This window comes from Nocardia sp. CA-128927 (genome assembly GCF_050955855.1).
Taxonomy (GTDB): Bacteria; Actinomycetota; Actinomycetes; order Mycobacteriales; family Mycobacteriaceae; genus Nocardia.
This window is the reverse complement of the sequence record NZ_CP192087.1, coordinates 8,649,357-8,675,135: the sequence shown is the minus strand read 5'-3', so window position 1 is coordinate 8,675,135 and position 25,779 is coordinate 8,649,357. Positions and strand designations below refer to the sequence as shown.

Here is a 25,779-nt window from a genome sequence, read left to right as displayed (position 1 = left end):
AACCACCGGTTAACGGTCTTTGGGTGATTTGCCGTTGATCACGCCCGGTGGACGCTTGATCGTAGACGGGTCTGTTGGACACGTTTCAGAAAGGTCGGCATGACATGTCGGTAGTCAACATTCCGCACATCAAGCACAGATTCGTCGAGGTCGACGGAGTGCGGGTCTTCTACCGGGAGACCGGCCCGGTAGACGCGCCGGTGCTGCTACTGCTGCATGGCTTCCCGTCGGCATCGCACCAGTTCCGGCGGCTGATGGATGCGCTGGGCGGCCGGTACAGAATGATCGCGCCCGACTACCCGGGTTTCGGGTACACCGAAGTTCCGGACGGTTTCCGCTACTCCTTCGACCGGCTTGCCGACGTCATCGAGGACTTCGTGGAAACCCTCGGCGTAACCGAATTCGTGCTGTACGCCTTCGATTTTGGCGGGCCTGTGGGTTTCCGGCTCGCCACCCGGCGCCCGGACTGGATCGCCGGGCTGATCGTCCAGAACTCCAATGCCTATGACGAGGGTCTGTCCGACATGGCTCGGGCGATGAGTGCCAACGTGCCGGGCGTTGAAGGCGCAGAGGAGAACGTCCGGCAGATCCTGGAGCTGCCGGTCACGCGCAGCCAGTACGAGGGCGGCACAACCGATGTCGAGCTCATCGCACCCGACGGCTGGACCCTGGACCAGCATTTTCTGGACGCACCGGGCCGCAAGGACGCGCAGGTCGAGCTGGCCCTCGACTACCACAGCAACCTGACGCTCTACCCGGTCTGGCAGCAGTGGCTGCGCGACCACCTGCCGCCGACGTTGATCATCTGGGGCCGCAACGACGCCTTCTTCCCCGAATCAGGCGCCCACGCCTACCTGCGCGATCTCCCGGACGCCGCACTCCACCTCTTCGACACCGGCCATTTCGCCCTCGAGGAGAACCTCCCCGAAATCGCCCCGCTCATTGCCGATTTCGTCGATGACCTGCACAAGGAGAAACCCATGAAGATCGCCGTCATCGGGGCCAGAGGCAACCTCGGCAGTGCGGTCGCTCGCGAAGCCGCCGCCCGCGGAATCCAGGTGACCTCGCTCGACCGGGACACGATGGACGTCACCGACCCGGCTTCGGTCAAGGACGCCGTCGCCGGTCATGACGCCGTGGTGGTTGCGATCAAGGGAGACGATCGGCTGGTACCGCGCGGAGCCGCGACCCTCCTCGAAGCGCTTCCCTCGCCGGAGTCGACCGCCTGGTGTTCCTCGGTGGCGGCGGCAGCCTCGAATACGCACCCGGGCAGCGCTTCGTCGACTCGCCCGACTTCCCGGCCCAGTACCTGGAGACGGCCCGCGACCAGTCCGAAGCCCTGGAGATCTTCCGCGGTTCCGACTCGACCGTCCGGTGGTCCTACGTCAGCCCACCCCCGGTCCACCTGATCCCGGGCGACGCCACCGGAACGTATCGAGCCGAGGCTCGGGACACCCCGATCGCCGACGTCAACGGTGAAAGTCGCATCAGTGTCGGCGATTACGCCTCCGCCATCGTCGACGCGCTCCAGAACGGTTCGTTCATCCGTCAGCGCTTCACCGTCTCCTACTGAGCTGTAACCCGATGCCCGTCCGCGTAATCGGACGGGCACTCCGGGCCGAGTCCATGGACGTGACTACCGATGTGTTGTGATTCGACGGGCACTCGACGCGCGACCAGGTAGGCAACGACCGGAGGTAGTGGATGGTGGGAGCAGGCTTCGAGACCAAGCTGAGCCGCCGTACTGTCCTTGCCTCGGCCTTGGCTGCAACGTGGGTGCTCGCGGGGTGTTCATCGGACAGCAAGACCGCTGCTGATACGACGCGGGATCCAGCTCATACCGACGTCTTGTTCGTCGGCGCGCACCCCGACGATGAATCGAGCAACCTGTCCACCTTCGGACGGTGGCACGACGAGTTGGGGTGGAGCACCGGCGTCGTCACCGTCACCCGTGGTGAGGGCGGCGGCAATGCCGTTGGACTGGCGGAGGGCCCCGAGTTGGGTCTGATCCGCGAGACGGAGGAGCGCAAGGCGACTGCCCTCGCCGGGATCGAGAACATCTACTACCTCGACAAGCCGGACTTCTGGTACACCCTGTCGGCACCGCTGACCGCGCGCATCTGGGACGAGCAGGACACCCTGGCCAGGTTGGTGCGGCTGGTCCGCCTGACCACGCCGCACACGATCGTGGTGATGGATCCCCGGCCGTTCAACCAGCATGGCGGACACCAACTTTCAGCCCGTCTCGGTATCGAGGCGTTCCAATTAGCAAGCGACCCAAAGGCTTACCCCGAGCAGCTCACAGACGAGGGTCTGGCGCCATGGCATCCCACCAGCCTCCTCGCTCAGAATTACGGGTTCAGCTCGCTGCTCGGACCCGACGCACCCGAACAGCGACGCACAGATCCCGACACCGGCTTGCCGATTCTCGGCGTGTGGTCCGGCACCCGTTCACGCGCACACAACATGACCTGGGCACAGATCGAGCGCGACGCGACTCGCCTTTATCTGACACAGGGTTTCGCCGCGAAGCCCGCGCAGGTGCCGTCGGACCCGCAGCAGCTCGAATCTGATTGGTTCACAGTCTTGGCCGAGGATGGCAGGTTCGTCGAGGTGCCGGTGCACCGGCAAACGGGACTGAAACCGCTGTACGCCGAGTTCGCCGATTGGGCCGACCGAACCGGGTTGCCGTGGCTGGCCAACCGAGTCCAGCCGGACTATCCACCGAATCCGACCACCACGATCCCGGCCGTTGCGATCGCACCGGCGCTGAACGGTGTCGAGGGACCAGGGGAGTACCCGGGACCCGCACTGCCACTTGCTATTTGGCAGGGCGGCGGCAGCTGCGCGGCGACCGCAAAGCTGGCCAGGCACGGCGACGACCTGTACGTGTTGGTCAACGTGACCGACGACCATAAAGGCGCCGAACTGGCCGCTGATGACATCAAAAGGCATTGGCGCACCGACTCGGTCGAGATCACCCTCGACCCCCGCGGCGATTCCGACGACACCTCAACCACTTTCAAAACCGGCATCCTGCCGTACACGCGAGGTGGCCCCGCTGCCGAGCGTGACGCCGACAACCAGCAGGGCGCTGCGGTACCGGGGATGCAGGTAGCCGCGATCGTCACCGAGCCGTATCGGGGCTACTCGGTCGAGGTGAAGATCCCGCTCACCCAGCTTCCCGCACCGGTCGATCCCGCCAAGTTCGCGATGAACATCCTCGTCTACGACTCCGACACCGACGACAAGACCGGCCAAACCCGCTTGGCCTGGTCACCATTCGGCAGCGCCCAGGCCGACCCTTACGTCTGGGGCACCGCAACCCTCGCCGGCTACCAGCCCCCGCCGACCGCTGAAATACCGCCCGCCATACTGCAAACCGCCGCCCACAGCGCCGACTCACCCGCATCGCTGGCTCAGACCAGGCGCACCGGAGTGCCGATCGCGGGCAACCCGAGACCTCGTCCCACCCGCTAGCTCAGCCCGCCTCCATTCCTCCCGGTACGGTGAAAACACCAGCGAGTTAGGGACTTTGGTCCCTGTGGAGGACGTCATGACCGAGCAGCGATCGCGCGCTTACGACATCGAAACGATGCCGCGCGGCGGACCGAACGCCTCACGGCTGGACCGGCAGATGCAGACCGGCGTGCTCGAATACATCGACCGCTACGACGTGTCGGACAAGATCAAACAGGTAGTCATCAGCGAGCTCGAGCGCAGAGGCGATCGTGACTGGCACGAGGACAATGCCCGCACCGCACTGTCATTGGTCGCCGATATCGACAGCCCGCGGATCCTCGAACTCGGCGCGGGCCACGGGAAACTGTCGGCGAAGATCCTCGAACTACACCCCAGTGCCACGGTCACCGTCACCGACCTGGACCCCGCCTCGGTCGCCAACATCGCCTCGAGCCCCCTCGGCACGCAGCAACGCGCAACCACCCGAGTTGTCGACGCCACCGCCATCGACGCCCCCGACAACAGCTATGACCTCGTCGTATTCGCCATGTCGTTTCACCACCTACCTCCCGCGCTGGCCTGGCGCGCCATCGCCGAAGCCACCCGCATCGGCACAAAGTTCCTGGTAATCGACCTCACCCGACTACCGACCCCGGCCCTCCCACTGATCCCCGCCTTAGGAATCCTCATCGCGGCACCAGGCGCACTACGCCAAGGTCCACTGACAATCCTGCCGTTCCTGCACGACGCGATCATCAGCATGCTGCGCGCCTACCGCCCCCAGGCCCTCACCGCCCTCGCCGAATTCGCCGACCCCGCAATAACAGTCGAGTTCCTACCCAAACAACCACCCCTCATGTGCGCTGTCTTCTCTCGATCCTGATCGAGTGCCGACACCAACAGCGCTGCACGAAAGGCGGTTTCAGCTAGCCGAGGACGTCTGCTCTCGAAACCCAGTCGGTCGGTTGGAGGAATCGGGCGGTGTCGGCTTCTGGGCTGCCTGGTTGCGGGGCGGCGTGGAAGTGCCAGGTTGCGACAGGTGGGAGGGACATCAGGATGGCTTCGGTGTTGGCGTGGGTTTGCAGGCCGAAGCGGGTGCCTCGGTCGTGGGCGAGGTTGAATTCGACGTAGCGGCCTCGGCGGAGTAACTGCCAGTCGCGTTCTCGTTTGGTGTAGGGCATGGGGGAGCGGCGGTGCAGGATGGGGAGGTAGGCGGGTAGGACCGTGGCGATGCCGTCGGTGACCAGCGCGAGTAGGGGGTCGTAATCGCCGGTGAGGCGGTCGAAGAAGACTCCGCCGATGCCGCGCATCTCGTTGCGGTGGGGGATCAGGAAGTAGGCGTCGCAGGCGGCTTTGCCAGTGGGGTACCAGTTCGGGCCGTGCCGGGTGCACCAGGTTCGCAGGGTGCGGTGGAAGTGGATGGCGTCTTCGTCGAATCCGTAGGTGGGGGTCAGGTCGCAGACTGCGCCGAACCACCAGGTGTGGGAGTCGATTTCGAAGTAGCGGAAGTTCGCGTGGAAGGACGGGGCGAAGGGGTTGGTGGGGTGCAGGACCAGTGAGATTCCGGTCGCGGTGAACGGCTTGCCTGCGATATCCGGTCCGGGTGCGGCGACTTCCGGCAGACCGCTGCCGCTGACCAGCGAGACGTTCACCCCGGCTCGTTCGAAGATCTGCCCACCCTCTAGCACACAGGCCAGTCCGCCGCCGAGTTCCGGCCGCTGCCACGGGGCGGGCTGGAACCGTCTTGTGTCGTCGAGCTTTTCGAACGCCGACACCAACTGTTGCTGCTCGATGATGAGCTGATCGGCGATGGTCTGTGCACGTGAATTCCCCACCCCGGCCTCCTCGGTCTCCCATCCGCTTCGGCTGGTATCCAGCATCGCACGCGATGTCTATGTCGGGGAACCCGAATTCTCGTGGCACCGAAGACTCGGCCGTACCGGGTGAAAGTCGTCGGGTACGGCACGCCGATACGGGCTGGTGTGGAAAGTAGAGTTGCGGCGACTGAAACTCCGAGCCATTGAAGGGGCGGCGCCGATGCTGGCCGATCAGCTTGTCGCGAAGTTCAACGCTGTTGACACGACTGCGCTCTGCGATGCCGACAAGTCGATTCGGTTGGTGGACAGCGCGATTCGGCTGCGGTCGGCTGAGGTGCGGGTGGTCGGGCCTGCGTTCACGGTGCAGTGCCGGGGTGACTTCTTCGCGGTGTTGCGGGCGATCGAGTCCGCGTCGCCGGGTGATGTGATTGTTGTCGACGGTGGTGGCAGGGAAATCGCCTTCGCTGGAGAGATGTTCGCCCGCGGGGCGGTCGTTCGGCGGCTCGGCGGGATCATCGTCGACGGGGGATATCGTGACATCGGGTATGTCCGTGGTTGCGGGCTGCCGATCTACAGCCGGTTCATAACTCCTATGGCGGGGACCACGTCTCAGCTCGGTGAACTGCAGATTCCGGTGACCTGTGGCGGTGTGCCGGTGGCTCCCGGTGATCTGATTCTTGCCGACGAAGAAGGCATGATCGTGGTCGAGCCCGAGCGGGTCGAGTCCCTGCTCGATGCCGCTGCGGCGATCAAGGAGGCCGAAGCCGGGGTCGTCGCGAAACTGGATGCGGGCTTGACCTTGAGTGATGGAATCAACGTCGCCGCACACACCGAGGCCCTGCGAAGCGGCGAGAGCTCGACCCTCCAGTTCCTGCCCTGAGCGTCAACCGCGGGCTACTTCGCGCAGCGAGCCAGCTTTCAGAGCTGCGGCCCTATCTCCCGGATGACCTGGATCAGCAGATCCGCTTCGGGCTCGGTGATCCGCCAATTCACAAAGGTGGGGCGCAGCGCCGTCATTCCTCGATAGGTAGTGGTGCCGACATACACGCGCCCATCTTCGAGAATGGCTTCGCCGAGTCGGGCGTTCAGAGCGTTCAGGTCCGATTCCGGCACGCCTGGCGGCCGGTAGCGGAAACAAGTGACGCACAACTGAACTGGTGCCAGAAGTTCGAAATCGGGTGCCTCGTCGACGACAGTGCCGAGGTGGGCGGCCACGTCCAGATGACGTTCCACCATTTCCCGATAACCGGCACGGCCGTAGGCACGCAGTGTCGCCCAAATGGGGAATGCCCTTGCCCGACGCGAGGATTCGGGACCGTGCATGTTGTAGCTGATCTGTTCGTCATCGAGAGTCGGCAGATAGGCCGCGCCCCAGCCACCGAACGTCTTGCCGAGCAACGAGTTGTCCTTGATGAACGAAAACCCACTCTCCTGAGGCACATTTAGCCACTTGTGCCCGTCGGCGGTGATCGAGTCGGCCCGCTCGACACCGCGAGCGAGATGCGCCGTGCGTGGCGAGACGGCCGCGAACAGTCCGAACGCACCGTCGACGTGTAACCACGCGTGGTACTGCTCGGCAAGATCGGCCAACTCGTCGATGGGATCGGAGTCGCCGGTGTTCACCTCACCGAGATTGCCCACGATCACCGCGGGCGCTCCATCGAGCTCGGCCAACGCCCGCTCCAACGCCACCAGATCGATCCGCCCGGCATCGTCACGAACGAAGGTGCGCAACGTATCTCGCCCACAACCGAGGATCTGCAGCGCCTTGCGGGTGCTGGCATGCACATATCCACTGGTCAGCACCGGCATCTGCGGTAGCGCCGCCAAACCTTGGGCGACCACGTCCACCCCGTGCCGCTCGGCCCACCAGCACCGGGCCGCCGCCAGACCGGTCAGGTTTGCGAAGGTGGCGCTCGGGGTGAGCACCGCGCCGAAGTCTTGCGGCAGACCGAACAGGTCCTTGAGCCATCCGAGCACGACGGTCTCGGTGCGCGACGCCAACGGTGAGGTGACCCACAGCCCCGAGTTCTGGTCCAGCAGCGCGGTTATCCAGTCACCGGCCAGCGCCGCCGGGGTCGCCCCGCCCACCACGAGATGGAAGAAGCGCGGCCCGGAGGTGTGCACCGACGCCCGGGTGCCGACCGCGAGCAACTCCTCGACCGCCGCCAGCGCGCCGCCGCCGTGCTCGGACAGCGGTCCGCCGAGGTCGTCGATGAGCGGGTCGTAGGTGGCGTCGTGCACCAGACGCTCCGGCAGACTGTCCAGATACGGTCCCGCCGCCTGGTGTACCAATGTCAGCGCGTGCGCCGCGACATCCTGTTCTTTGAGCGGATCAGCCATGCCTCACCGAACCGCGCACAAGCCCCCTTTGTAAATAGCCAGTCGGCCAAGGTGATTGGTCACCGGCAATCGCGGCACGCCGAGGCCATATGTCGTCTTCGGGCTCAGAACAAACAACAAACAGCCGAAATCGCCGCTTCGAGATTTGAGTGTCAAAGTAACTTCATAGGAGACTTCAAGTAGCTGGCTAAACTGTCGTCCGTGACAGCGGACCTGCCTGAAGCGGACCTGGGTTATCGCCTGCTCGCCGAGCTCCGCACGGTATCCGACCAGCTCGACGCCGCGCTCGTCAGCGTCCTGCGTGAATTGGATCTCACCGTGCCCTCCGCGAACTTGCTCTGGCATCTCACCCCGATGGCCGCGCTGCCATCGATGTCGGAGCTCGCCCGCCGAACCTGCAGCGACCCGTCGACGGTCACCTTCATCATCGACAAGCTGGAGAAACGCGGCACCGTCGAGCGACTACCCGGACCGGACGACAAGCGGGTGAAAGTGGTTGCCCTGACCGCCGCCGGTGTGGCGCAACGGGAAAGGCTGGTCGCGGCGATGACGCAGCATCTGCCGCTGCGCCGACTGTCCGCCAGGGAACAACGTCAGCTGCACCGGTTGCTGTCGAAAGCCAATTCCAGCGCATGAGCAGCAACGAGAGCTATTAGCTATCAATAGGTTTCGCTATCGTGCAGCTGTTCTCGTCGATTACCCGAATGAGAATCTTTCTGGCGCTTGGAGTTACGAAACCCCCGCTAACCTGAACGCATGATCACGCTCAAGAAAGAAGACGGCGCCGCGGATCTCGCCGGCGTCACCAAGCTGAGTGTCGGCGTGAGCTGGGATCCGTCGGCGGGGACCAGCGGCGGGGCACTCGGCTGGGCACGCCGCAAGAAAGGCGTCGACCTGGACCTGATCGCCATCCTCATGCAGGGTGCCGAGCCGGTCCGCTTCGCCGGACTCGACTCGCTCGACCCGCTCGGCAACAGCTCCGTCCTGCACAGCGGTGACGAGCAGACCGGCGCCGCCGCGGGCGACGACGAGACCGTCTCGGTCACGTTCTCGGACGTGCCGGGCGGCATCGACGCCATCGTCTTCGTCGCGGCTGCCTTCAAGAAGGGCAGCTCGTTCGAACGCGCCAACAACATCAGCTTCAAGGTCTATGACGCGAGTGGCGGCAGCAGCCAGCAGGTCGCCGACATCTGGCCGTCGCTGCTCGGCACGGACAACGCCAATGCCGTCGCCCGCGCCTTCCGCTCCGGCTCCGCGTGGCAGCTGGAAGTGCTGAACCGCAAGGGCAAGATCAAGCAGGGCGACAAGCAGGCGCTGCTCCGCTTCGCGATGGCCTAGTTCAGGTCAGGTGATCGAATTCGCCGCTGACCCAGCGGATGTGCCGCTCGGCTGACCGGCGCACGGCCTGCGCGGCGTCGTGGTCGATGGTGTGCGGATCACTCGATGTGCTCGGTCTTCGCGACGGAGATCGGGTCGCCCGCGGTGAAGACGTCCAACAGCATGTCCTCGTCGTGGTAGCCGGCCAGCGCCGTCAGGCCCTTGGTGGTGCGGGCGATGGCGTGCACGTGATCGCCGGACAGCGGGTACTCGGGCACCTTTCGGCGCCAGTGCACACAGAGCAGTGTGCCGTCGGGTTCGAGGTGCTCGACCGCGTGTCCGAAAGCCAGCCGCAGGCTCACGGAGTCGAGATAGTAGCAGACCTCGCTGAGGACGATCAGGTCGAAGTGTTCGTCAGGCCAGGGCTCGCCGAGTGCCCAGCGGCGGAATTCGACTGAGCCGCGCTCGGATTCGGGCAGTCGATCGATGCGCTGCCCGGCCGAGTCGAGGGCTTGGGCGGCGATGTCGGTGCTCACCAGTCGATCGCATCGGTCGGTGAGCTCCGCAGAGAGGGTGCCGATCGAACAGCCCGGCTCGAAGGCGTTGCGGTAGCGGGTCTTCGGCAGCGCCGCGATGGTGAGTGCGCGCTTGCGTCGCTCGTACCAGCGGGTGGTGAAACCCCACGGGTCCGGGTCGCGGGCGTACATGTCCTCGAAATAGTCTGGGGCCAGCCGGGTCTCGTTCATACGAAGAACGTTTCGGTGTTGCCGGTGAACCGGTCCAGCACGTATGGCGGCAGGATCGGTTGGTCGGCGGGATCGTCCGACATCGGCAGGATCTGGCTCTGGAATTGCGCGATCGCGCGCACCTTGGCGTCGACCGCCGTCGCGGGCAGGGTCAAGGTCCGGGCGCGGCTGGCGGGGACCACCGGGTGTTCGGGAGTTGCCCAGTGCCACATCCACACCGGGAATTCCAGCAGCCGGGTCGCGGTGCCCGCACAGGCCGCGGCGGCGGCCCGGCCGACCGCCTCGTGGTCCGGGTGGCCGTCGCGCCGCCAGGTCGTCGCACACCACGCGCCCGCGTGACTGCACTCGGCCAGGATGTCGGACAACGCGTCGGTCACCGCAGTCTCGGCGGCGGCCACTCGGCCGTCGCCGATGCCTAGTCGAATCGGCGGGTCGACGCCCAACTCCTGTGCGGCACGCCGAGATTCCGCCACCCGCAGATCAGCGAGTTCGGTCGGCGAACAGGTGGGCGAGCCGGGATGGGACGCTTCGCCGTCGGTCACCGTGACGACGGTGACCGGCAGGTCGTGCGAGCGGGCCAGTGCGACCAGACCACCCACACCGAGCACCTCGTCGTCGGGGTGCGGCGCGACGACGATCAGGTGTCGCCACCCGGTGAGGGAGAGTTCCGGGCGACGGTTCCGCCACCGGGTCCAGGTGCGCTCGGGAGTGCCCCGGGCGGCGAGATCGATCAGCGGTTCGGCAACCATGAGAACTCCTTTTCCGCGTAGTCACGGCCGAGATCGGCCAGATCCCGCTCCGCATGACTCTGGCGGAGGTAGACGGTGAGGTCGGCGACGCGACGCGCGTGCTCGGCGTCGCCGCACAGCGGACCGGCCCCCAGCGCGCGCCCGACCCGGTCGATGGTTGCCGTGGCCGCGTCCTCGACCACCGCCCGCACGGTCCTGGCGCGCAGCCGCGCGGTTCCGGAACGGTCGGCCGGGTCGGCGTCGATCTGCCGCGCGGCGTCCGCCAAACACAGTGCGGCGGCGTGCAATCCGCTCATTACCGCACCGAGGTGGGCCAGGGCGTGCTCGTCGGTGGCGCGGTCGTGCAGGGTGCGGGCGACTGCGCAGGCGCCGCCGTACCAGCAGGCGGCCACGCCGATGGCGCCGTGCCAGAAGCCCGGCCGGGTGAGATACGCGCCGGATCCACCGACGGGCTCGGCGGCCGCCTCGGTGAAATCCACTGCGCCGGAGTCGGATTCCTGCATCCCCACGGCGTGCCAGGTATCCGGCACGGGGCGGACCGATGCTTGGCCGAGGTCGACGGCGAACAACCTGCGCTCGTCCCCGGCCCGCGCGGTGACCAAAGCATTGGTGCAGATCGATGCGCCCGAGCACCACGGCTTGCGGCCATCCAGGGTCCACCCGTCGGGCCCGAATCGCGCCTGTAGCACCGGTTTCGGTGGCTCGGCGGCCCATACACCCCAGATCTGACCGCGCTCGACGACTGCACTGCCGAGCTCAGCCAGAATCGCCTCGGCATCGGCGTGCGCTTCCACCATCCGTCCGATCACCACATTGCCGAACGCGAAATCGGCGAGCGAGCGCCAGCGATCGAGGGTGCGGCCGGACCCGGGATAGGGCAGCTCCAGTCGACCGGAATCAGCGAGCCGCAGTAGCGCGCCCGCAGTCGCGCTGGGCGCGGCCGCATCGTTCAGCACCTCGGTGGGCGGCATCAAGCACTCCTGCTCTCGGCGCGGTACGTATTCTCGAGTCGTCGCAAATGGGCAGCGAACCCCTGCGGCGCCCGCCCGACCCGGCGCGCGGAGGTGGTGACGAGGACGTCCTCGGCCCACGCGATCCGCGCACCCGCCGCCCCCATGCGGGACACCAGGTCGACGTCCTCACCGGTCCGCAGGTGCCGGAAGCCCCCGACACGCCAGTAGGCATCGGCTCGGAAGCCCAGATTCGCGCCGTGCACATGGCCGTGCGCGCTGCCCGTACGGTATTGCTTCTCATAGCTCTGCCGGGTGCCTGCGGCATGGTCTGCCCAACTCCGCACGCCGACGATTCCGGCAACCACATCGCTTCCGGTGCGCGCGTACTCGAGCTGAATACGCAACCACTGCTCATCGACTTCGGAGTCGGCATCCGTTGTCGTGAACCAGGTCTCGGCCGCGCAGGTCGCACCCGCGTGCTTGAAGCCGAGCGCGCGAGCGGCGCCGACATTGCGCTCATCGATCGCCATCACGTCGACATCGGACGTGGGAACCTGCGCGGAACCATCGGTGCACCCATCCAAGACGAGTTGCACGCGGACCGGAACGTCGACCCGTCCCGCCGCCCGCGCCAACGCCGATAGGCAGGCGGGTAGCAGCCGCTCCTCGTTGTGTACCGGAACGACGACCAGAATCCGCGCGACGGCACCGCCGCGCACGAAACCTTCGGGCCGGTCGACGTGCGGGGTATGGACTCTGTCGCGGGGACGGGAGTCGGTCATGGTTCTCGGCTACCCGGCGACGGCCCGGGCAAACGGTCAGCGAGTCTCGATGTGGTGAACCTCGCTGCTCTGGTTGGGCTGCTCGTCGGCGGGTATGACCGCCGAAGCACGCTCGGTTCCGGCGTGTACGACCAACGTCAGGAGGACATCATGCTTGGTCTCGGGATTATCGGGTGGATCATCATCGGCGGTCTGGCCGGCTGGCTGGCCAGCAAGATCATGAAGACGGACGCCCAGCAGGGCATTCTGATGAATATCATCGTGGGCATCGTCGGTGGTCTGCTCGGCGGTTTCCTGCTGAAGGTGCTCGGAGTCGACGTCGCAGGCGGCGGGCTCTGGTTCAGCTTCTTCACCTGCATCGCCGGCGCCGTGATCCTGTTGTTCCTGGTGGGTCTGGTCACCGGTCGACGAGTTTCTCGATGACAGCGGCCGCCCAGCAGAACCGACTATGACGCGGAGGAGCCGATTATGACCACGGTTGCCGAAATGATCGTCACTGCGCTGGCCGACGAAGGCGTCACCCAGGTCTGGGGTGTCGTCGGCGATGCGCTCAATCCGATCACCGACGCGATCCGTCGCGAGGATCGAATCGAATGGATCGGCGTGCGACACGAAGAGGTCGCCGCCTATGCCGCGGGCGCGCAGGCCCAGCTCACCGGCACCATCGGGGTGTGTGCGGGCACCGTCGGCCCCGGTTCGATTCATCTGCTGGGCGGTCTCTACGACGCCAAGAAATCACACGCACCGGTGCTGGCCATCTGCGGTCAGGTGCCGACCTCCGAGATGGGCAGCGAGTACTTCCAGGAGGTCGACAACGACGCGGTCTTCCGCGACGTTTCGGAGTTCACCGCAACGGTCACCAACGCGGCGCAGATGCCGCGGCTGCTCGAACAGGCCGTGAACGCGGCGGTGTCCCGTCAGGGCGTCTCCGTGCTGACCATTCCGGGCGATATCGGTGGTCTGAAGCTGGATACCGACGTGCGCCCCCGCTTCGTCGCGCGCGACCGCACGATCATTCCCGGCGTGACGGAGATCGTGCAGGCCGCGGAGACCCTCAACAAGGCGGCGAAGGTCACCCTGCTCGTCGGCATCGGGGCCAGGGAGGCGCGCGAAGAGGTGTTGCGGCTCGCCGAACAGCTCGCCGCGCCGATGGTGCTCACCATCAAGGCGAAGGAAGGCCTCGAGCAGGACAACCCGTACGCGGTCGGTCAGACCGGTTTGATCGGGAACCCGGCCGCCAACTCGGCGCTCGAGGACTGCGACGTGCTGTTCATGGTCGGCACCGACTTCCCGTACCGCGACTGGTATCCCACCGGCAAGACCGTCATCCAGCTCGACGCCCGGCTCGACCACATCGGTCGCCGCACACCGGTCGACGTCGCGCTGGTCGGCCACGCGGGCCCGTCGCTTCGCGAACTTCTGCTGAAGCTGGACACCAAGTCGTCCGACAAGCACCTGAAGAAGGCGCAATCGGAATATCAGCGCTGGACCGGACTCCAGCAGCGGCTGGCCGAACCCAAGCACGACCGCAAACTGCTCGGCCGGATCCGTCGTCACCTGGACAACCCGGACCAGCTGATCCGTCCGGAAGCGGTGGCCGCCGCGGTGAACACGCACGCGGCCGACGACGCGATCTTCACCTCGGACACCGGTATGTCCACGGTGTGGCTGTCCCGCTTCCTGAACCTGCGCGGCTCCCGCCGGCTGCTCGGCTCCTACAACTTCGGGTCGATGGCCAACGCCATGCCCCAGGCCCTCGGCGCCCAGATCCTCGACCGCGAACGTCAGGTCGTGGCCTTCTGCGGGGACGGCGGGCTGATGATGCTGCTCGGCGATCTGCGCACGGCGGTCACCTACGATCTGCCGGTCACGCTGGTGGTGTTCAACAACGGGCGCCTCGGCATGGTCAAACTCGAGCAGGAAGAGGGCGGCCTGCCCGAGTTCGGCACCGTGCTCGACAATCCGGATCTGGCCGCGGTCGCGGCCGCGATGGGGCTGGAATCGCGTCGGGTGACCGATCCCGACGACCTGGACCAGGCGGTCGCGGACGCCTTCGCGCAACACAGGCCGGTGCTCCTCGATGTCGTCACCAACCCCGACGAGATCTCGATACCCCCGAAACCGACCTTCGACCAGGCGTGGGGCTTCGCCATCGCCAAGGTCAAGGAGACCCTGGAGAGTCGCGCTTGACGGGTTGCCGCCCCCGCTGACCTGCCCACGGTCCGATCATCGGTGGATCCCATGACAACCGTCCTCGGAATGGCTAGTGTCCGAGGACATTCCAAGGTGATCGGGTTGGGGCGCGGTTCGTGCCCCGGCGTGCCCCGGTGGCCTGTTCGAAATCGGGAGAACGCGTGAGATTCACAAGAGCTGGTGCGCTGCTCGCGGCGGCGCTCATGGCCACAAGCCTGGGGCTGACCGCATGCTCGTCGGATGACGGTGACGATGCAGACATCGTCACCACCAATGCCGGTGAGCCGCAGAATCCGTTGGTGCCCACCAACACCAACGAGAACATGGGCGGCAGAGTCGTCGACCGGTTGTACGCGGGGCTGAAGTACTACGACAAGGACGGCGTCGCGCACGACGAATTGGCGCAGTCGATCGAGACCACCGATCGGACGAACTACAAGATCACCATCAAGTCGGACTGGAAGTTCTCCGACGGTACGCCGGTGACGGCGAAGTCGTTCGTCGACGCGTGGAACTACGGCGCGCTCGCCACCAATGCCCAGCTGCAGAGTTACGTCTTCGCCCCGATCGTCGGGTTCGACGAGGTGCAGGCGAAAGACGCCAAGGTACAGACGATGTCGGGGTTGAAGGTGGTCGATGACCGCACCTTCACCGTGGCATTGAAGCAGCCGTCGATCGACTTCGAAACCGAACTCGGTTTCGCGCCGTTCTATCCGCTGCCCGAGGTCGCGTTCAAGGATATGAAGGCGTTCGGTGAGAACCCGGTAGGCAACGGCCCGTACAAGTTCGCGAAGAACGGGGCCTGGGAGCACAACGTCAAGATCGACCTCGTGCCCAACCCGGAGTACAAGGGTGGCCGCCCGCCCAAGAACAAGGGCCTGCGGTTCGTGATGTACCAGACGTTCGACACGGCCTACGCGGATCTGCTCGCGGGCAACCTCGACAGCCTCGATGTCATTCCCGACGGTGCGATGGCCAGCTACAACAAGGACCTCGGCGACCGCGCGATCACCAAGCCGATCGCGTACAAGGCGGCCATCGGTATCCAGACCAATGCCCCGCACTTCGGCGGCGAGGAAGGGCTGCTGCGTCGTAAGGCGATCTCGATGGCGATCAACCGAGAGCAGATCTCCCAGAACATCTTCCACGGCACCCGCGTTCCCTCGCTCGACTTCACCGCGCGCACGCTGCCCGGGTTCAACCCGAACCTGCCGGGCAATGAGGTACTGAAGTACAACCCGGAAGAGGCCAAGAAGGTGTGGGCCCAAGCCAACGCCATCTCCCCATGGTCCGGTCGCTACGAGATCGCCTACAACTCCGACGGCGGCCACCAGGGCTGGATCGAGGCCACGGCGAACAGCATCAAGAACACCCTCGGTATCGAGGCCATCGGTACGCCGTACCCGACGTTCAAGAACATCCGGGACGCGATCAACGCCAAGACCATCGGCACCGCGTTCCGCTACGGCTGGCAGGGTGACTACCCGACCATGCTGCAGTTCCTGACCTCGCAGTACTACAGCTTCTCCGAGACGAACAACGTCAACTACAACAACCCGGAGTTCGACAAGCTGCTGAATGCCGCGCTGGCGGCACCCAACCTGGACGAGTCGTACAAGATCGTCGCCCAGGCGCAGGCGCTGCTGCTCAAGGACATGGCCGACATCCCGATGTTCGACTACGCGGCCGCCGCGGGTCGTTCGGAGAAGGTGAAGAAGGCCGAGCTGGCCTGGAACGGCCTGTTCGACTTCGAGGGCATCGAGAAGTAACCGACCGCGAAAGGCCCGCTGACACATGTTGTGCCAGCGGGCCTTTCGGCTGTCTCAGCCCTGTTGGGTTGGTACGACGATCACTCTTCGAGCCGATACTTGCGCCGCCCGAGCAGCGCGACCTTCGCGCCGTCGGCCGCGAGCCGCTGGGCGGTGGCGGCGCCGATTCCACTGGATGCTCCGGTGACGACCGCGACGCGGCCGGTGAGGTTGTTTGTCATGATGACAACATTCGTGCTGGTCACTGCCGGAAGGCAAAATTCCTTGTCACGCATTCGCCTTGAAGCCTTTGAGAAGGGCACGGCCACGCTCGCTGCGAAAGGGCACCCGGTTGTGCCTCGTTCGCGTCCTTCTGCTCGGCCTTGAGTTCACCTGAGAAAACCACACCGGACACGGCCGAATCACCGCCCGGGTGCCCCGAATAGAAGAGGCACACCGCAACAGCTGCCGTTCCAGCGCATCCGGGTCCTGGATCACACCATGTTCTCTTAGATGTGAGCCGAGTCCGCGTCGGCTTGCCGGCCCTCTTCGGGAAGCCGATGTCGTCGGCGATCAACGCCGCGTCGAGGTCATCGAGCCGATCGGCAACGTAGTCGCGCACATCGTCACGGACACCATCGAGATCTCAATCCGCGCGCCGCAGCAACCGTTGCGTCCCGTCCGGAGCAGTCCATCCCTACCGTGCAGGCAAACTACCCGAACCGGGTGTCGTTGCAGTACTAAGCTTCGTAACGAAGTGTTTCCGCAGAGCTATATCGGTGGGTACGAGAGCGAAGTGGGGCTCCCGACATGCACTGGTAGCTGTGCGAACGCTCGGTCGAGCGAGGGGAATGTACGTGGTCGAATGGTTTCAGGAAGTGCCTACGGAGAGCAGCATCGTGCTGCCTCCCGATCCGCGGGTGCTGGATTCCATCGGTCGCAACCACTCGCTGGAGACCGCGCTCGCGGACCTCGTCGACAATGCTGTCGACGCACAGGCGACTCAGGTCGTTATCCGTTTCATCCGCACCCAACGGGGGCTCGTCGCCCTGTATGTCCTCGACAACGGATGCGGGATGACGGCGGAGACCATCAATACGGCGATGACGATCGGGGGCAAGCGCGAGTACAGCGGCAACGATCTCGGCCACTTCGGTCTGGGGCTCAAGGCTGCCTCCTTCAGCCAGGCCAAGAGCCTGACCGTGATGTCCCGCTTTGCTGGTCGGCAGCCGGTCGGACGACGGTGGCGACCGGATATCGTGTCCCGCAGTGACTTTCGTTGCGATGTGGTTGCGTCGTCGTTCGTCGCCGCGGAGCTCGACAAGGACTGGCCGTTCAACTCAGCGAGCAGCGGCACGCTGATCCGCTGGGATGACGTCTCCGCGTTCCCGGCGACTACCGATGCCATGCAGATCGAGGTGTATCTGGACCGCACGATCACCCTGATCTGCCAACACCTGGGGTTGACCTTCCACAGGTTCCTCGCTGATGGTCGCCTCCGGATCGACGTCGAGGTGTTGGACGTCGAGAACGCTCTCCTAAGCATGAAGGTCCCGGTAGACGCACTGGATCCCTTCGGTTATCCGCAGTCGGGGTTGGACGACTATCCGAAAACTCTGATCGCCGAGATGGATGGGCATCGAGTCGAATTTCGTTGCCACCTTTGGCCCAAACCCTCCAACCTTCCCCAATATCGCCTCCTCGATCGCTCGGACGACCATCAGGGCCTGTACTTCTACCGCCGCGATCGCCTGTTGCAGTCGGGTGGATGGGATGGAGTCCATGCCGCGGATCGGCGGCTGAAGTTGGCTCGCGTCGAACTCGATATCGACGGTGACATGGGCGGCCTGTTCCAGATGAACCCGGAGAAGTCGCGGGTGCAAACCGGCCCCGAGTTCGCACGTTTGGCTGCGACCGCCCAAGCGCACGACGGGACCACGCTGCGCGGATACCTTGAGGTCGCGGAAAGCCTGTTCCGAAAGTCGCAGGCGCGAGTGTCGAGACGGACCGCGATGATCCATCCGGGACAAGGCCTGCCGCCCCGTGTGCGCACCACCATCCAGAACGAGATTCCGGCAGTCCGCGGTGAGGATCCCATCGCGATACGCTGGGATAACTTCATCGATGACGCGTTCTTCCGAGTCGACCGGGACACGCAGACCCTCTGGTTGAACAAGCGATACCGCAATATGCTGCTCGGCGGTAAACACGGCGGCCTCAACGATGTCCCACTAGTCAAGTCTCTGCTGTACCTCCTAGTCGCGAACGTCTTCGAAGGTGAGTATCTCGGCAAAAAGGACAAGGACAACATCGAGATGTGGCAGTCCATCCTCACTGCGGCGGCACGAGCGGAGCGACAGTGACCGAGGACCATTCAGTCGACGGACGTCACCTGTCCGCAGAGGGGTTTGACCAGTACGTCAACAACCGGGTGCCGATGACTCTACCCGTCGCCGGCACGCCAGCCGCCAGCGTCTTCATCAATCCGATCACGCCGGAACTCGGTCTTCGTATCGAGATCCCCACTGTCAGTGCGGCACCGGATACAGGTCTCAGCAACATCGCGACGCGGGTCACCACTTTCGATGGCCACTGGTACATGGAAGTCGTCGTGACCAACGGAGCTCTGTTCCGAGACGCGTATCCGGTTCTGTGCGCGATGATCGATCGCGTCCAACTCGATGGAATGAAACCCGCGGTCGCCCTGCGCGCGACGCTGGCGAAACTTTCGTCGCTGCTCCTTTCCCCAGCGACGCTCTCCCGGGAGCGTGAAGTCGGACTGTTCGGCGAGCTGCTGGTGCTCGGTGGGCTCGTCGATCCTCTCGGCGCGCGAGACGCGCTGCAGGCGTGGCGCGGCGGGGATGCCGAAGAGCATGACTTCGGGCTGCCTGAGCTCGATATCGAGGTCAAGACAACCTCGGGTGAGCGGCGTACGCACTGGATCGAGTCGCTCACCCAATTGGTGCCGACCGGCGTCCGACCCCTGTGGGTCGTCTCGCACCAGATCACTTCGGCAGGGGCAGGAGCGGGCAGGACGCTCCCCGAGCTCGTGGACATCATCCGGAGTCAGGTGTCCGACGACGCGCTCCGCGACAGGTTCGAGACCGAACTTGTCGGATCCGGCTGGTATGAATCTGCCAGAGACCAGCTCTCGACCGTCTGGACCAGGCGGACCCCGAGCGTCCCGCACGCTGTGATCGGCGACTTCCCACGTCTGACGCCGGACGCCGTCCGGACGGACTGGGTGCCGATGGGTCGGATCTCAGATGTGAAGTATCGAATCAACCTGGACGGATTCGAAACCACTCAGCCGGTCCCCGACATCGTCTCCAGGGCAGCCGAATTCGAAGGATGACTATGACCAACGCACTTGCCGAGGCATACAGCACCGCAATTCGTGGCATGGCGAACAATGCGCCCAGGGCCCTGGTCCGTCGGGCACTCATCGAGGCCGAGGACCTCGATCCGTCCCTCGACGCGTCCGAGGATCGGATGCGGGAATACGTAGCGGCGGCCGCGACGAATGACCCACTCCGCAGGGCACTGCACCTCAATATCGCGAGGTGGGACAACGCGCCGGAAGACAGCAACCCCTGGACCAACCAGACACCGGCGAACTCGGAGGAGCGTCGCGCGACGATCATGGCCGCACTCGGTCTTTCCGAGCTCACGGCCAAGGAGTTCGCCCAGCACTTCCCGATCACCCATCAGAGCGGCCCGACAGTCATCGCCTCCCCATGGGATCCGTGGTACAGCGACGAGATACAGCGCGATCGGGCGTTCTATTGGACGCACTACGAGAACTATCTTCGCGAGGGCCGGGGTTGGAGTGAAGGTTCGATTCACGATCTCGACCGTGCGACGAACCATGTCGTCGAGCGCCTCATCGATCCCGCACGACCGAAGCCGGGCCAGACCAAAGGTTTAGTGGTGGGTTACGTGCAGAGTGGTAAGACCGCAAACTTCACCGGGGTCATCGCCAAGGCCATCGACGCCGGGTACCGGTTGATCATCGTCATGACCGGAACAACCAACATGCTGCGTGAACAGACGCAACGCCGCCTGGACATGGAATTGGTCGGCCGGGAGAACGTGCTGCGAGGAGCGGACGAGTCCGATGAGACCGCACGCCAACGCGTCGATTATCTCGATGATGAGGATTGGGCGAAAGGGAGGTTCGTCGGCCACGGTGTCCGGCCCTCAGAGGTGGGCCGCCCCGATATTCACCGGATGACCACCCGGGACTTCGATTACCGAAAGCTCCAACAAGGCCTGCCCGCACTCGAATTCGAGCGGCGCGATCGAACCAAGCCTCTATGGCATCCGGAGAACCTGTACACCAGTGATGCCCGGCTGATCATCGTCAAGAAGAACAGCTCCGTCCTGAACAACATGGTGAAAGACCTCAAGACGACAGGTGACCGGCTCGGCGACATCCCAGCGCTGATCATCGACGACGAGTCGGATCAGGCCTCCATCAATACGACCGACCCGAAGACTTGGACAGCGGAGAACAAGAAGCGCACCGCGATCAACAGGCACATATCCAACCTGATCAGAATGCTTCCGCGGGCACAGTACGTAGGCTACACCGCGACACCATTCGCCAACGTCTTCGTCGATCCACACGATGTGGAAGACATCTTCCCGAAGGACTATCTGATCGCACTGGAGCGGCCCTTGGGATACATGGGAGCCTCGGACTTCCATGACATGGACTCATCCATTCAGGACGACGAGAAGACGTTCGCCAACTCGGCAGAGAAAGCCCATCTGAGGATCCCGGACGCACGGAACAACGACAAGGACGCCGAGGAGGAGCGCCAACTCCAGACCGCGCTCGACTCGTTCGTCTTGGCGGGAGCCATCAAGCTGTTCCGACAGGAGATCGACCCCGAGAAGTACAGCCGCCCGTTCCGACACCACACGATGCTGGTCCACGAGACGATGCGTAAGGACGGGCACCGCAGTCGCGCGGATGCGATTCGCGACAAGTGGCGGACCGGTGGATACCTCACCGGCAGCGCACTCAGCAGATTGCGTACCTTGTACACCGAGGACTTCGCCCCCGTGACAGACGCGTTGAAGTTCGGCGATCCGATGCCCAGCTCCTTCGATGAGCTCGCCCCGTACATCAGCCGGGTCGCACGTCGGATCGCACCGAACGGTGCCCCTGTGCTGATTGTCAACAGCGAGAAGGATATCGAGCAGGAGGAACTCGACTTCGACAAGCGGCCGATATGGCGGATCCTGGTCGGCGGCAACAAACTGGCGCGTGGCTTCACCATCGAAGGGTTGACCGTCACCTACTACTCGCGGAACGCCGGGCACGCCGAGGCACTCATGCAGATGGGCCGCTGGTTCGGATTCCGGCCGGGGTACCGAGACCTCGTGCGGCTGTTCATCACCGCCCCGGTGCGCAACGCCCTCGAAGCCGCATGCTGGGACGAAGAGGACTTCCGCGCGGAGCTGCGGCAGTACGCGGCGATGGTGGATGGCCGTCCGACCGTAACGCCGGAGGATGTCCAGCCCTTGGTATCACGGCATGGACTTCGGCCGACGGCGCCGAACAAGATGCAGAACGCCGAACTCGTCGAGCGCAGAACGCTGTCCAAGGAGCCCAGCTCCGGTTACCCCGCGATAAACAATCAGGCGCTCTTGGACGCCAATATCGATGCTTGTATCCCGCTCCTCCTTGCGGCCAAGACGAGCGTCCAGTTTCCGACGGCGGGTCGGCCATTCGATGCACTGACTGGCCTGGTCACCCACGAACAGATGGTGGAAGTATTGAAGAGACTGACCTGGAAGGAACCGAAGCACTTCGCAGCGGACCTGGCGTGGATCGCCACACTTCCGGATGACGTATTGCGTGAATGGCAGATCGTGATGCCGCAACAGAAGAATCGTACAAAAGTCAATATTCGCGGAGTCGGAAAATACTCCATTCATGGCCGAATGGTCGACCCCAACGGCCATATCCGAGGCAACGCGGAAAGCCTGCACCGCACAGCATGTGATCTTCAGGTGGCTTCGACCGAACATACCGGATTCGCGCTTCTCTACCCCGTTATCGACAAGACGACGACAGGGGATGAGATAGCGGACGACGGCTACCCCCAGGGTGTGGTCATGGCGTTGAGTCTTCGACTGCCGCGCGCGGCGGCACCCAAAGATCGCAACCCCCTGGTATACCGAGTCAAGAATCGCGCGATGCCGAAGTACGCGATCGTCGATACGGACTAGGACGTCGCTGGTCGACATCCACTCCGTCGACCCGCTGCGCTCGCCTTGACCGACCTGGGCATGTCCCGGGATGATCAACATTCACCACCGACAAGTAAGGATCACACCTGTGCCGAACCCGCCAGCGTCGACACCGAAGACCTCGGTCGAATTGTTCGCTGGCGGAGGAGGTCTGGCGATGGCCGTCGATCGTGCCGGGTTTCAGCCCCTCCTCCTGAACGAGTTCGTCAAGCACGCCTGCGACACCCTGGAAGCCAACGGGGCTGAGCCGAGAGGCGAGGACGAACGGGTACCCGAGCACGGCAAAGGGCTACTGGTTCGTGGTGACGTCACCACTCTCGATATGCGCTACCTGCGCAACAAGATCGATCTCCTGGCCGGCGGGCCTCCGTGTCAGCCGTTCAGCCTAGGCGGTATAGCCAAAGGTGACGAGGACAAGCGGAACATGTTCCCGGAGATGTTTCGCGCGATTCGGGAGATTCAGCCGAAAGCTGTTATTTGCGAGAATGTCCGCGGCCTCCTTCGGCCATCGTTCAGGCCGTATTTCGAGTACATCCTCCGCGAGCTCGAATTCCCGTTTGTCGAGCGAGACGATTCCGTTCCCTGGACGGAGCACAATGCCACCCTACAAGGTCGTCAAAAGATTTCCTCGGGAGACGCGACCGAGCGCTACCAGGTGTACAAATTCGAAGTCAACGCCGCCGACTATGGCGTCCCGCAGATCAGAAATCGCGTCATCATCCTGGCATTTCGCAGCGACCTCAAGATCGACGAGTCGATTCTTTTCGAAAAGGTGAAGAAGACCCATTCGGAGGCCGCATTATATCAATCTATCGCGAATGGCCAGTATTGGGAGAATCATCCAGGAGTACCAAAACACGTTCGAGAGCGGGTCATCGCGGAACTCCCTGCGCAGTCATCGCTCGATTTCGACGAACTGAACCTCCGACCATGGCGCACGCTCCGCGACGCGATCTCCCCACACGAGGGGCCGCTGCCGCGACTGCCCAAGATTCGCTGGAACCGGCTCGACCGCGTGCAGTACCCGGACACGCCGATGGATCACGTCGGGTGGCCGGACGCGCGCATATACAACGGCCACACCCCCAATGTCCTCGACCGCCCCGCGAAAACGGTAAAGGCTGGCGTGCATGGGGTTCCCGGAGGCGAATCGGTCCTGCTGACAGATGATCTGATACCTGGGTCCAAAGGTGCTCGTCGACGCTATCGCCATCGGTACATGACGGTTCGCGAGGTGGCTCGCGTGATGACCTTCCCCGATGACTGGATCCTGAGTGGTCCGCGTAGCGAGAAGATGCGGCAGTTGGGCAACGCGGTTCCGCCATTGCTGGGAGAGGTCTTCGCCAGGGCCGTCGTCGAGGTCCTGGAGGATGTCGAGAACCGCGCGTGACAGTGGTGCCCGCTCGATCGTGGAAGCCGCAAACCGGTCGCCCTAGAACCGCAGTGGACAGCGAGCAGAATCGCAGTGCCGGTGGCGCTCATCGGCGCGTTGTACCGCTGGACGATGGTCGCACTGCAAAGGGTTCCGTCGTTTTGCGGCCGAACGCCGCTGGCCGAAGCGTCCGCGCGTATCTGAGATGGCGGTCCGATGGTCGTACCGTGTCCAGGTCTTTGGGAACAGTGAGCAACTCGTCGTCCCGGTTCGAGAACCTGGTCGAGGGGTGGGAGCTGGCGCGCGCGGTCGGCCGCGTGCGAGATGAGGTACCGCCTGCGGAATCGTGGGCCTCATCGCCTTCAGTACAAGCGGTGATGCGGGCAAATCGGGGCCGCGACACCAGCCCGGAGCTCCAGCTCCGGGCACTTCTGTTCGAACACGGCCTTCGGTATCGTGTCTCCGTGCGGCCGATCTCGGAGCTCCGGCGCACTGCGGACATCGTCTTTCCGCGCGCTCGTGTGGCTGTGTTCGTCGACGGATGCTATTGGCACGGCTGCCCCGAGCATTATCGCCCATCGACCAAGAACTCGGAATTCTGGGCCACGAAGATCGCCTCAAATCAACTGCGTGATGTGGACACCAATCGTGCACTGGCAGAGGCAGGATGGACTGTCGTTCGTTGCTGGGAGCACGAAGGTCCTGAGGTGTCCGCCGAACGTGTGATCGACGCGCTCGACAAGTCGTCGCCCTGACAGACCGATGAGAGAGAGTGCCGTGCCCGAGATCAGTGTTCCACCCGAGGTTCGCGACGCCGTCCTCCGAGAACTGTACCGACAGGTCGGCATGCTCGACTGGGAAGAAATGTCGTCACGCGACAAGACCAAGTACTACACGCAGTGGGTGGAAGACCCCATGATCGGGGGCGAGCTGGCCGACTACTACACCGCCGAAGGAATGCGCGTCTGGATCAAGGACGGCCCACTGAAGGAATACGCCCGCGCATTGGAGAATGTCGGTCCGTTCGCGAGGTATGCCACTCGGCGACTATCACCACCCAGCGAGTTCATCCGCGAGGTTCTCGGCGACTCTTGGACCATGGTGCCCGGCAGCCTCGGGGAGAAGCCGATGCACTGTCGAGCGGAATCGGGTGCGACGCGACGATACCTCTGCTGGGGACGCCCTCGAACGTTCCGAGACCTGTTGTGGGCGGCCGTCAATCAGGCGGTCACCGGCGGAAGCCGGCCACTGATCATCGTGTTCGTCACCGGAACCCAACCGGTCGAGGACAAGCTCGAGCCGCAGCACGAACGGATCGCCCAACACTGCGGCGTCGACCTCGCCTACGTCCGCCGTCAGTTGACGGAATGACCGTATTCGGCAGTGGGGCGAGGCGTCGACACGCTCCCGGGTCCGTCGAGCGAGAAACCTGCGACGGCCTGCTCCAGCCGATTCGAGTTCCCGGCGGTCGGCACCTGAGGTCGTGAGCGAGATGTGCTGCCAGGCTCTTTCGCCGCCCGTGCTCAGGATCTCGGACGGCTCGTGGTCGAAGTAGGTGCCGTCGGTCATCAACGAACGAAGCCGGTCCGCCTAGACTAGGAACTGAGCGAGGTCGACGACGCCCTCGGCGGCGACGTCCTTCGCGATCAACTCGCGGAACGTACGCGTGTTCACCCGGTAGGCCTCGATCCGGCGGTTCGTAGTCCTCGCTGGGAGCCGCCCAACCCGACCGTCCCGCAGAAGAGTTCCATCATGGTGATTATAGATCACGGCGCCATGCTGTCCCCGTTCGCGAATACAGGATCAACGGGATGACACGTCCGCTCACACCTACTTGGAGCTCCCATCGGGTTCGGTCGGGTGCCGGTGAGACAGCCTGTTGTGCACAGGGTTTCGTCGTGGCAGCACCGTGGATCGTGGATGATGAGCGGTGGACGGTTATCGAACCGCTGCTACCAGTGAGGCCAGCGGGCACACCCGGTCGGCCCAGCACGATCCCCAACTGGTTGCTCTACTCATCGCGAAAGGCCCGC

22 protein-coding genes and 1 pseudogene are annotated in these 25,779 nt (G+C 64.3%); 15 read left to right on the top strand and 8 right to left on the bottom strand.

Annotated features, from left to right (window positions below; all coding sequences use genetic code 11):
* Nucleotides 1–104: 104 nt before the first annotated feature.
* The 3 genes from ACQPW1_RS40290 (at nucleotide 105) to ACQPW1_RS40280 (ending at nucleotide 4,345) form a co-directional block, all read left to right on the top strand.
* Nucleotides 105–1,409, top strand: coding sequence for an alpha/beta fold hydrolase (locus ACQPW1_RS40290; protein ID WP_433658227.1), 1,305 nt, complete (start codon nucleotides 105–107; stop codon nucleotides 1,407–1,409).
* A gap of 295 nt (nucleotides 1,410–1,704) precedes the next feature.
* Nucleotides 1,705–3,480: a sugar-binding protein gene (locus ACQPW1_RS40285; RefSeq protein ID WP_433658225.1), complete on the top strand. Its 1,776-nt coding sequence runs from the start codon at nucleotides 1,705–1,707 to the stop codon at nucleotides 3,478–3,480.
* A 76-nt stretch (nucleotides 3,481–3,556) separates the two neighbouring features.
* Nucleotides 3,557–4,345, top strand: coding sequence for a class I SAM-dependent methyltransferase (locus tag ACQPW1_RS40280; protein WP_433658223.1), 789 nt, complete (start codon nucleotides 3,557–3,559; stop codon nucleotides 4,343–4,345).
* A gap of 43 nt (nucleotides 4,346–4,388) precedes the next feature.
* On the opposite strand, the gene hemF is transcribed toward ACQPW1_RS40280, so the two are convergent.
* Nucleotides 4,389–5,297, bottom strand: coding sequence for an oxygen-dependent coproporphyrinogen oxidase (hemF, locus tag ACQPW1_RS40275; protein ID WP_433658221.1), 909 nt, complete (start codon nucleotides 5,295–5,297; stop codon nucleotides 4,389–4,391).
* Between the two features lie 202 nt (nucleotides 5,298–5,499).
* Here hemF and ACQPW1_RS40270 point away from each other — a divergent pair, with 202 nt between their 5' ends.
* Nucleotides 5,500–6,159 (top strand): RraA family protein, encoded by a 660-nt coding sequence (locus tag ACQPW1_RS40270; protein ID WP_433658220.1) that lies wholly within the window; start codon nucleotides 5,500–5,502, stop codon nucleotides 6,157–6,159.
* A 38-nt stretch (nucleotides 6,160–6,197) separates the two neighbouring features.
* Here ACQPW1_RS40270 and ACQPW1_RS40265 read toward each other — a convergent pair whose 3' ends face one another.
* A complete protein-coding gene (locus ACQPW1_RS40265; protein ID WP_433658218.1) occupies nucleotides 6,198–7,622 on the bottom strand; it encodes a pyridoxal phosphate-dependent decarboxylase family protein in 1,425 nt (474 codons plus the stop codon).
* A 201-nt stretch (nucleotides 7,623–7,823) separates the two neighbouring features.
* On the opposite strand from ACQPW1_RS40265, the gene ACQPW1_RS40260 reads away from it, so the two are divergent.
* Nucleotides 7,824–8,258, top strand: coding sequence for a MarR family winged helix-turn-helix transcriptional regulator (locus tag ACQPW1_RS40260; RefSeq protein ID WP_433658217.1), 435 nt, complete (start codon nucleotides 7,824–7,826; stop codon nucleotides 8,256–8,258).
* Nucleotides 8,259–8,378: 120 nt separating this feature from the next.
* Nucleotides 8,379–8,960, top strand: coding sequence for a TerD family protein (locus tag ACQPW1_RS40255; RefSeq protein WP_433658215.1), 582 nt, complete (start codon nucleotides 8,379–8,381; stop codon nucleotides 8,958–8,960).
* Nucleotides 8,961–9,058: 98 nt separating this feature from the next.
* On the opposite strand, the gene ACQPW1_RS40250 is transcribed toward ACQPW1_RS40255, so the two are convergent.
* The 4 genes from ACQPW1_RS40250 to ACQPW1_RS40235 are packed head-to-tail and all read right to left on the bottom strand — an operon-like array spanning nucleotide 9,059 to nucleotide 12,169.
* Nucleotides 9,059–9,685 carry an SAM-dependent methyltransferase gene (locus ACQPW1_RS40250; protein ID WP_433658213.1) on the bottom strand — a complete coding sequence of 209 codons (627 nt, stop codon included), beginning with the start codon at nucleotides 9,683–9,685 and terminating at the stop codon, nucleotides 9,059–9,061.
* Nucleotides 9,682–10,434: a PIG-L deacetylase family protein gene (locus tag ACQPW1_RS40245; RefSeq protein WP_433658211.1), complete on the bottom strand. Its 753-nt coding sequence runs from the start codon at nucleotides 10,432–10,434 to the stop codon at nucleotides 9,682–9,684. The genes ACQPW1_RS40250 and ACQPW1_RS40245 overlap by 4 nt, the downstream gene beginning before the upstream one ends.
* Nucleotides 10,416–11,405, bottom strand: a complete 990-nt coding sequence (locus ACQPW1_RS40240; RefSeq protein ID WP_433658209.1) for an acyl-CoA dehydrogenase — start codon at nucleotides 11,403–11,405, stop codon at nucleotides 10,416–10,418. Before ACQPW1_RS40240 ends, ACQPW1_RS40245 begins: the two co-directional genes overlap by 19 nt.
* Entirely contained in the window at nucleotides 11,405–12,169 is a 765-nt protein-coding gene (locus ACQPW1_RS40235) for a glycosyltransferase (protein ID WP_433658207.1), read from the bottom strand. Before ACQPW1_RS40235 ends, ACQPW1_RS40240 begins: the two co-directional genes overlap by 1 nt.
* 150 nt (nucleotides 12,170–12,319) lie before the next feature.
* Between ACQPW1_RS40235 and ACQPW1_RS40230 the strand changes: the two genes are divergently transcribed.
* The 3 genes from ACQPW1_RS40230 to ACQPW1_RS40220 all read left to right on the top strand — a co-directional run bounded on the left by ACQPW1_RS40230 (nucleotide 12,320) and on the right by ACQPW1_RS40220 (nucleotide 16,131).
* Nucleotides 12,320–12,592, top strand: a complete 273-nt coding sequence (locus ACQPW1_RS40230) for a GlsB/YeaQ/YmgE family stress response membrane protein (protein ID WP_433665463.1) — start codon at nucleotides 12,320–12,322, stop codon at nucleotides 12,590–12,592.
* Between the two features lie 45 nt (nucleotides 12,593–12,637).
* Nucleotides 12,638–14,359, top strand: a complete 1,722-nt coding sequence (locus ACQPW1_RS40225) for a thiamine pyrophosphate-dependent enzyme (protein ID WP_433658205.1) — start codon at nucleotides 12,638–12,640, stop codon at nucleotides 14,357–14,359.
* A gap of 206 nt (nucleotides 14,360–14,565) precedes the next feature.
* Nucleotides 14,566–16,131 (top strand): peptide ABC transporter substrate-binding protein, encoded by a 1,566-nt coding sequence (locus ACQPW1_RS40220; RefSeq protein WP_433665462.1) that lies wholly within the window; start codon nucleotides 14,566–14,568, stop codon nucleotides 16,129–16,131.
* 80 nt (nucleotides 16,132–16,211) lie between these two features.
* On the opposite strand, the gene ACQPW1_RS40215 is transcribed toward ACQPW1_RS40220, so the two are convergent.
* Nucleotides 16,212–16,352, bottom strand: coding sequence for an SDR family NAD(P)-dependent oxidoreductase (locus ACQPW1_RS40215; RefSeq protein ID WP_433658203.1), 141 nt, complete (start codon nucleotides 16,350–16,352; stop codon nucleotides 16,212–16,214).
* Between the two features lie 302 nt (nucleotides 16,353–16,654).
* A pseudogene (locus ACQPW1_RS40210) lies at nucleotides 16,655–16,807 on the bottom strand (IS701 family transposase); the annotation flags it as partial.
* Between the two features lie 181 nt (nucleotides 16,808–16,988).
* Here ACQPW1_RS40210 and ACQPW1_RS40205 point away from each other — a divergent pair.
* The 6 genes from ACQPW1_RS40205 (at nucleotide 16,989) to ACQPW1_RS40180 (ending at nucleotide 25,117) form a co-directional block, all read left to right on the top strand.
* The gene (locus ACQPW1_RS40205) at nucleotides 16,989–18,473 is read left to right on the top strand and encodes an ATP-binding protein (protein WP_433658201.1); all 1,485 of its coding nucleotides are present in this window, start codon (nucleotides 16,989–16,991) and stop codon (nucleotides 18,471–18,473) included.
* Nucleotides 18,470–19,465, top strand: coding sequence for a PD-(D/E)XK motif protein (locus tag ACQPW1_RS40200; RefSeq protein ID WP_433658199.1), 996 nt, complete (start codon nucleotides 18,470–18,472; stop codon nucleotides 19,463–19,465). Before ACQPW1_RS40205 ends, ACQPW1_RS40200 begins: the two co-directional genes overlap by 4 nt.
* A 2-nt stretch (nucleotides 19,466–19,467) precedes the next feature.
* Entirely contained in the window at nucleotides 19,468–22,353 is a 2,886-nt protein-coding gene (locus ACQPW1_RS40195; RefSeq protein ID WP_433658198.1) for a Z1 domain-containing protein, read from the top strand.
* Nucleotides 22,354–22,423: 70 nt separating this feature from the next.
* Complete coding sequence (locus tag ACQPW1_RS40190; RefSeq protein ID WP_433658196.1) at nucleotides 22,424–23,764, top strand: DNA cytosine methyltransferase; 1,341 nt, start codon at nucleotides 22,424–22,426, stop codon at nucleotides 23,762–23,764.
* A 230-nt stretch (nucleotides 23,765–23,994) separates the two neighbouring features.
* Nucleotides 23,995–24,501 carry a very short patch repair endonuclease gene (locus tag ACQPW1_RS40185; RefSeq protein ID WP_433658194.1) on the top strand — a complete coding sequence of 169 codons (507 nt, stop codon included), beginning with the start codon at nucleotides 23,995–23,997 and terminating at the stop codon, nucleotides 24,499–24,501.
* 22 nt (nucleotides 24,502–24,523) lie between these two features.
* Complete coding sequence (locus tag ACQPW1_RS40180) at nucleotides 24,524–25,117, top strand: hypothetical protein (protein ID WP_433658192.1); 594 nt, start codon at nucleotides 24,524–24,526, stop codon at nucleotides 25,115–25,117.
* Nucleotides 25,118–25,779 lie beyond the last annotated feature (662 nt).

Coding starts and splice junctions, on each gene's coding strand:
- ACQPW1_RS40290 (WP_433658227.1), top strand. CDS start 105: ATGTCGGTAGTCAACATTCCGCACATCAAGCACAGATTCGTCGAGGTC.
- ACQPW1_RS40285 (WP_433658225.1), top strand. CDS start 1,705: ATGGTGGGAGCAGGCTTCGAGACCAAGCTGAGCCGCCGTACTGTCCTT.
- ACQPW1_RS40280 (WP_433658223.1), top strand. CDS start 3,557: ATGACCGAGCAGCGATCGCGCGCTTACGACATCGAAACGATGCCGCGC.
- ACQPW1_RS40270 (WP_433658220.1), top strand. CDS start 5,500: ATGCTGGCCGATCAGCTTGTCGCGAAGTTCAACGCTGTTGACACGACT.
- ACQPW1_RS40265 (WP_433658218.1), bottom strand. CDS start 7,622: ATGGCTGATCCGCTCAAAGAACAGGATGTCGCGGCGCACGCGCTGACA.
- ACQPW1_RS40255 (WP_433658215.1), top strand. CDS start 8,379: ATGATCACGCTCAAGAAAGAAGACGGCGCCGCGGATCTCGCCGGCGTC.
- ACQPW1_RS40250 (WP_433658213.1), bottom strand. CDS start 9,685: ATGAACGAGACCCGGCTGGCCCCAGACTATTTCGAGGACATGTACGCC.
- ACQPW1_RS40245 (WP_433658211.1), bottom strand. CDS start 10,434: ATGGTTGCCGAACCGCTGATCGATCTCGCCGCCCGGGGCACTCCCGAG.
- ACQPW1_RS40240 (WP_433658209.1), bottom strand. CDS start 11,405: ATGCCGCCCACCGAGGTGCTGAACGATGCGGCCGCGCCCAGCGCGACT.
- ACQPW1_RS40235 (WP_433658207.1), bottom strand. CDS start 12,169: ATGACCGACTCCCGTCCCCGCGACAGAGTCCATACCCCGCACGTCGAC.
- ACQPW1_RS40230 (WP_433665463.1), top strand. CDS start 12,320: ATGCTTGGTCTCGGGATTATCGGGTGGATCATCATCGGCGGTCTGGCC.
- ACQPW1_RS40225 (WP_433658205.1), top strand. CDS start 12,638: ATGACCACGGTTGCCGAAATGATCGTCACTGCGCTGGCCGACGAAGGC.
- ACQPW1_RS40220 (WP_433665462.1), top strand. CDS start 14,566: ATGGCCACAAGCCTGGGGCTGACCGCATGCTCGTCGGATGACGGTGAC.
- ACQPW1_RS40215 (WP_433658203.1), bottom strand. CDS start 16,352: ATGACAAACAACCTCACCGGCCGCGTCGCGGTCGTCACCGGAGCATCC.
- ACQPW1_RS40195 (WP_433658198.1), top strand. CDS start 19,468: ATGACCAACGCACTTGCCGAGGCATACAGCACCGCAATTCGTGGCATG.
- ACQPW1_RS40190 (WP_433658196.1), top strand. CDS start 22,424: ATGATCAACATTCACCACCGACAAGTAAGGATCACACCTGTGCCGAAC.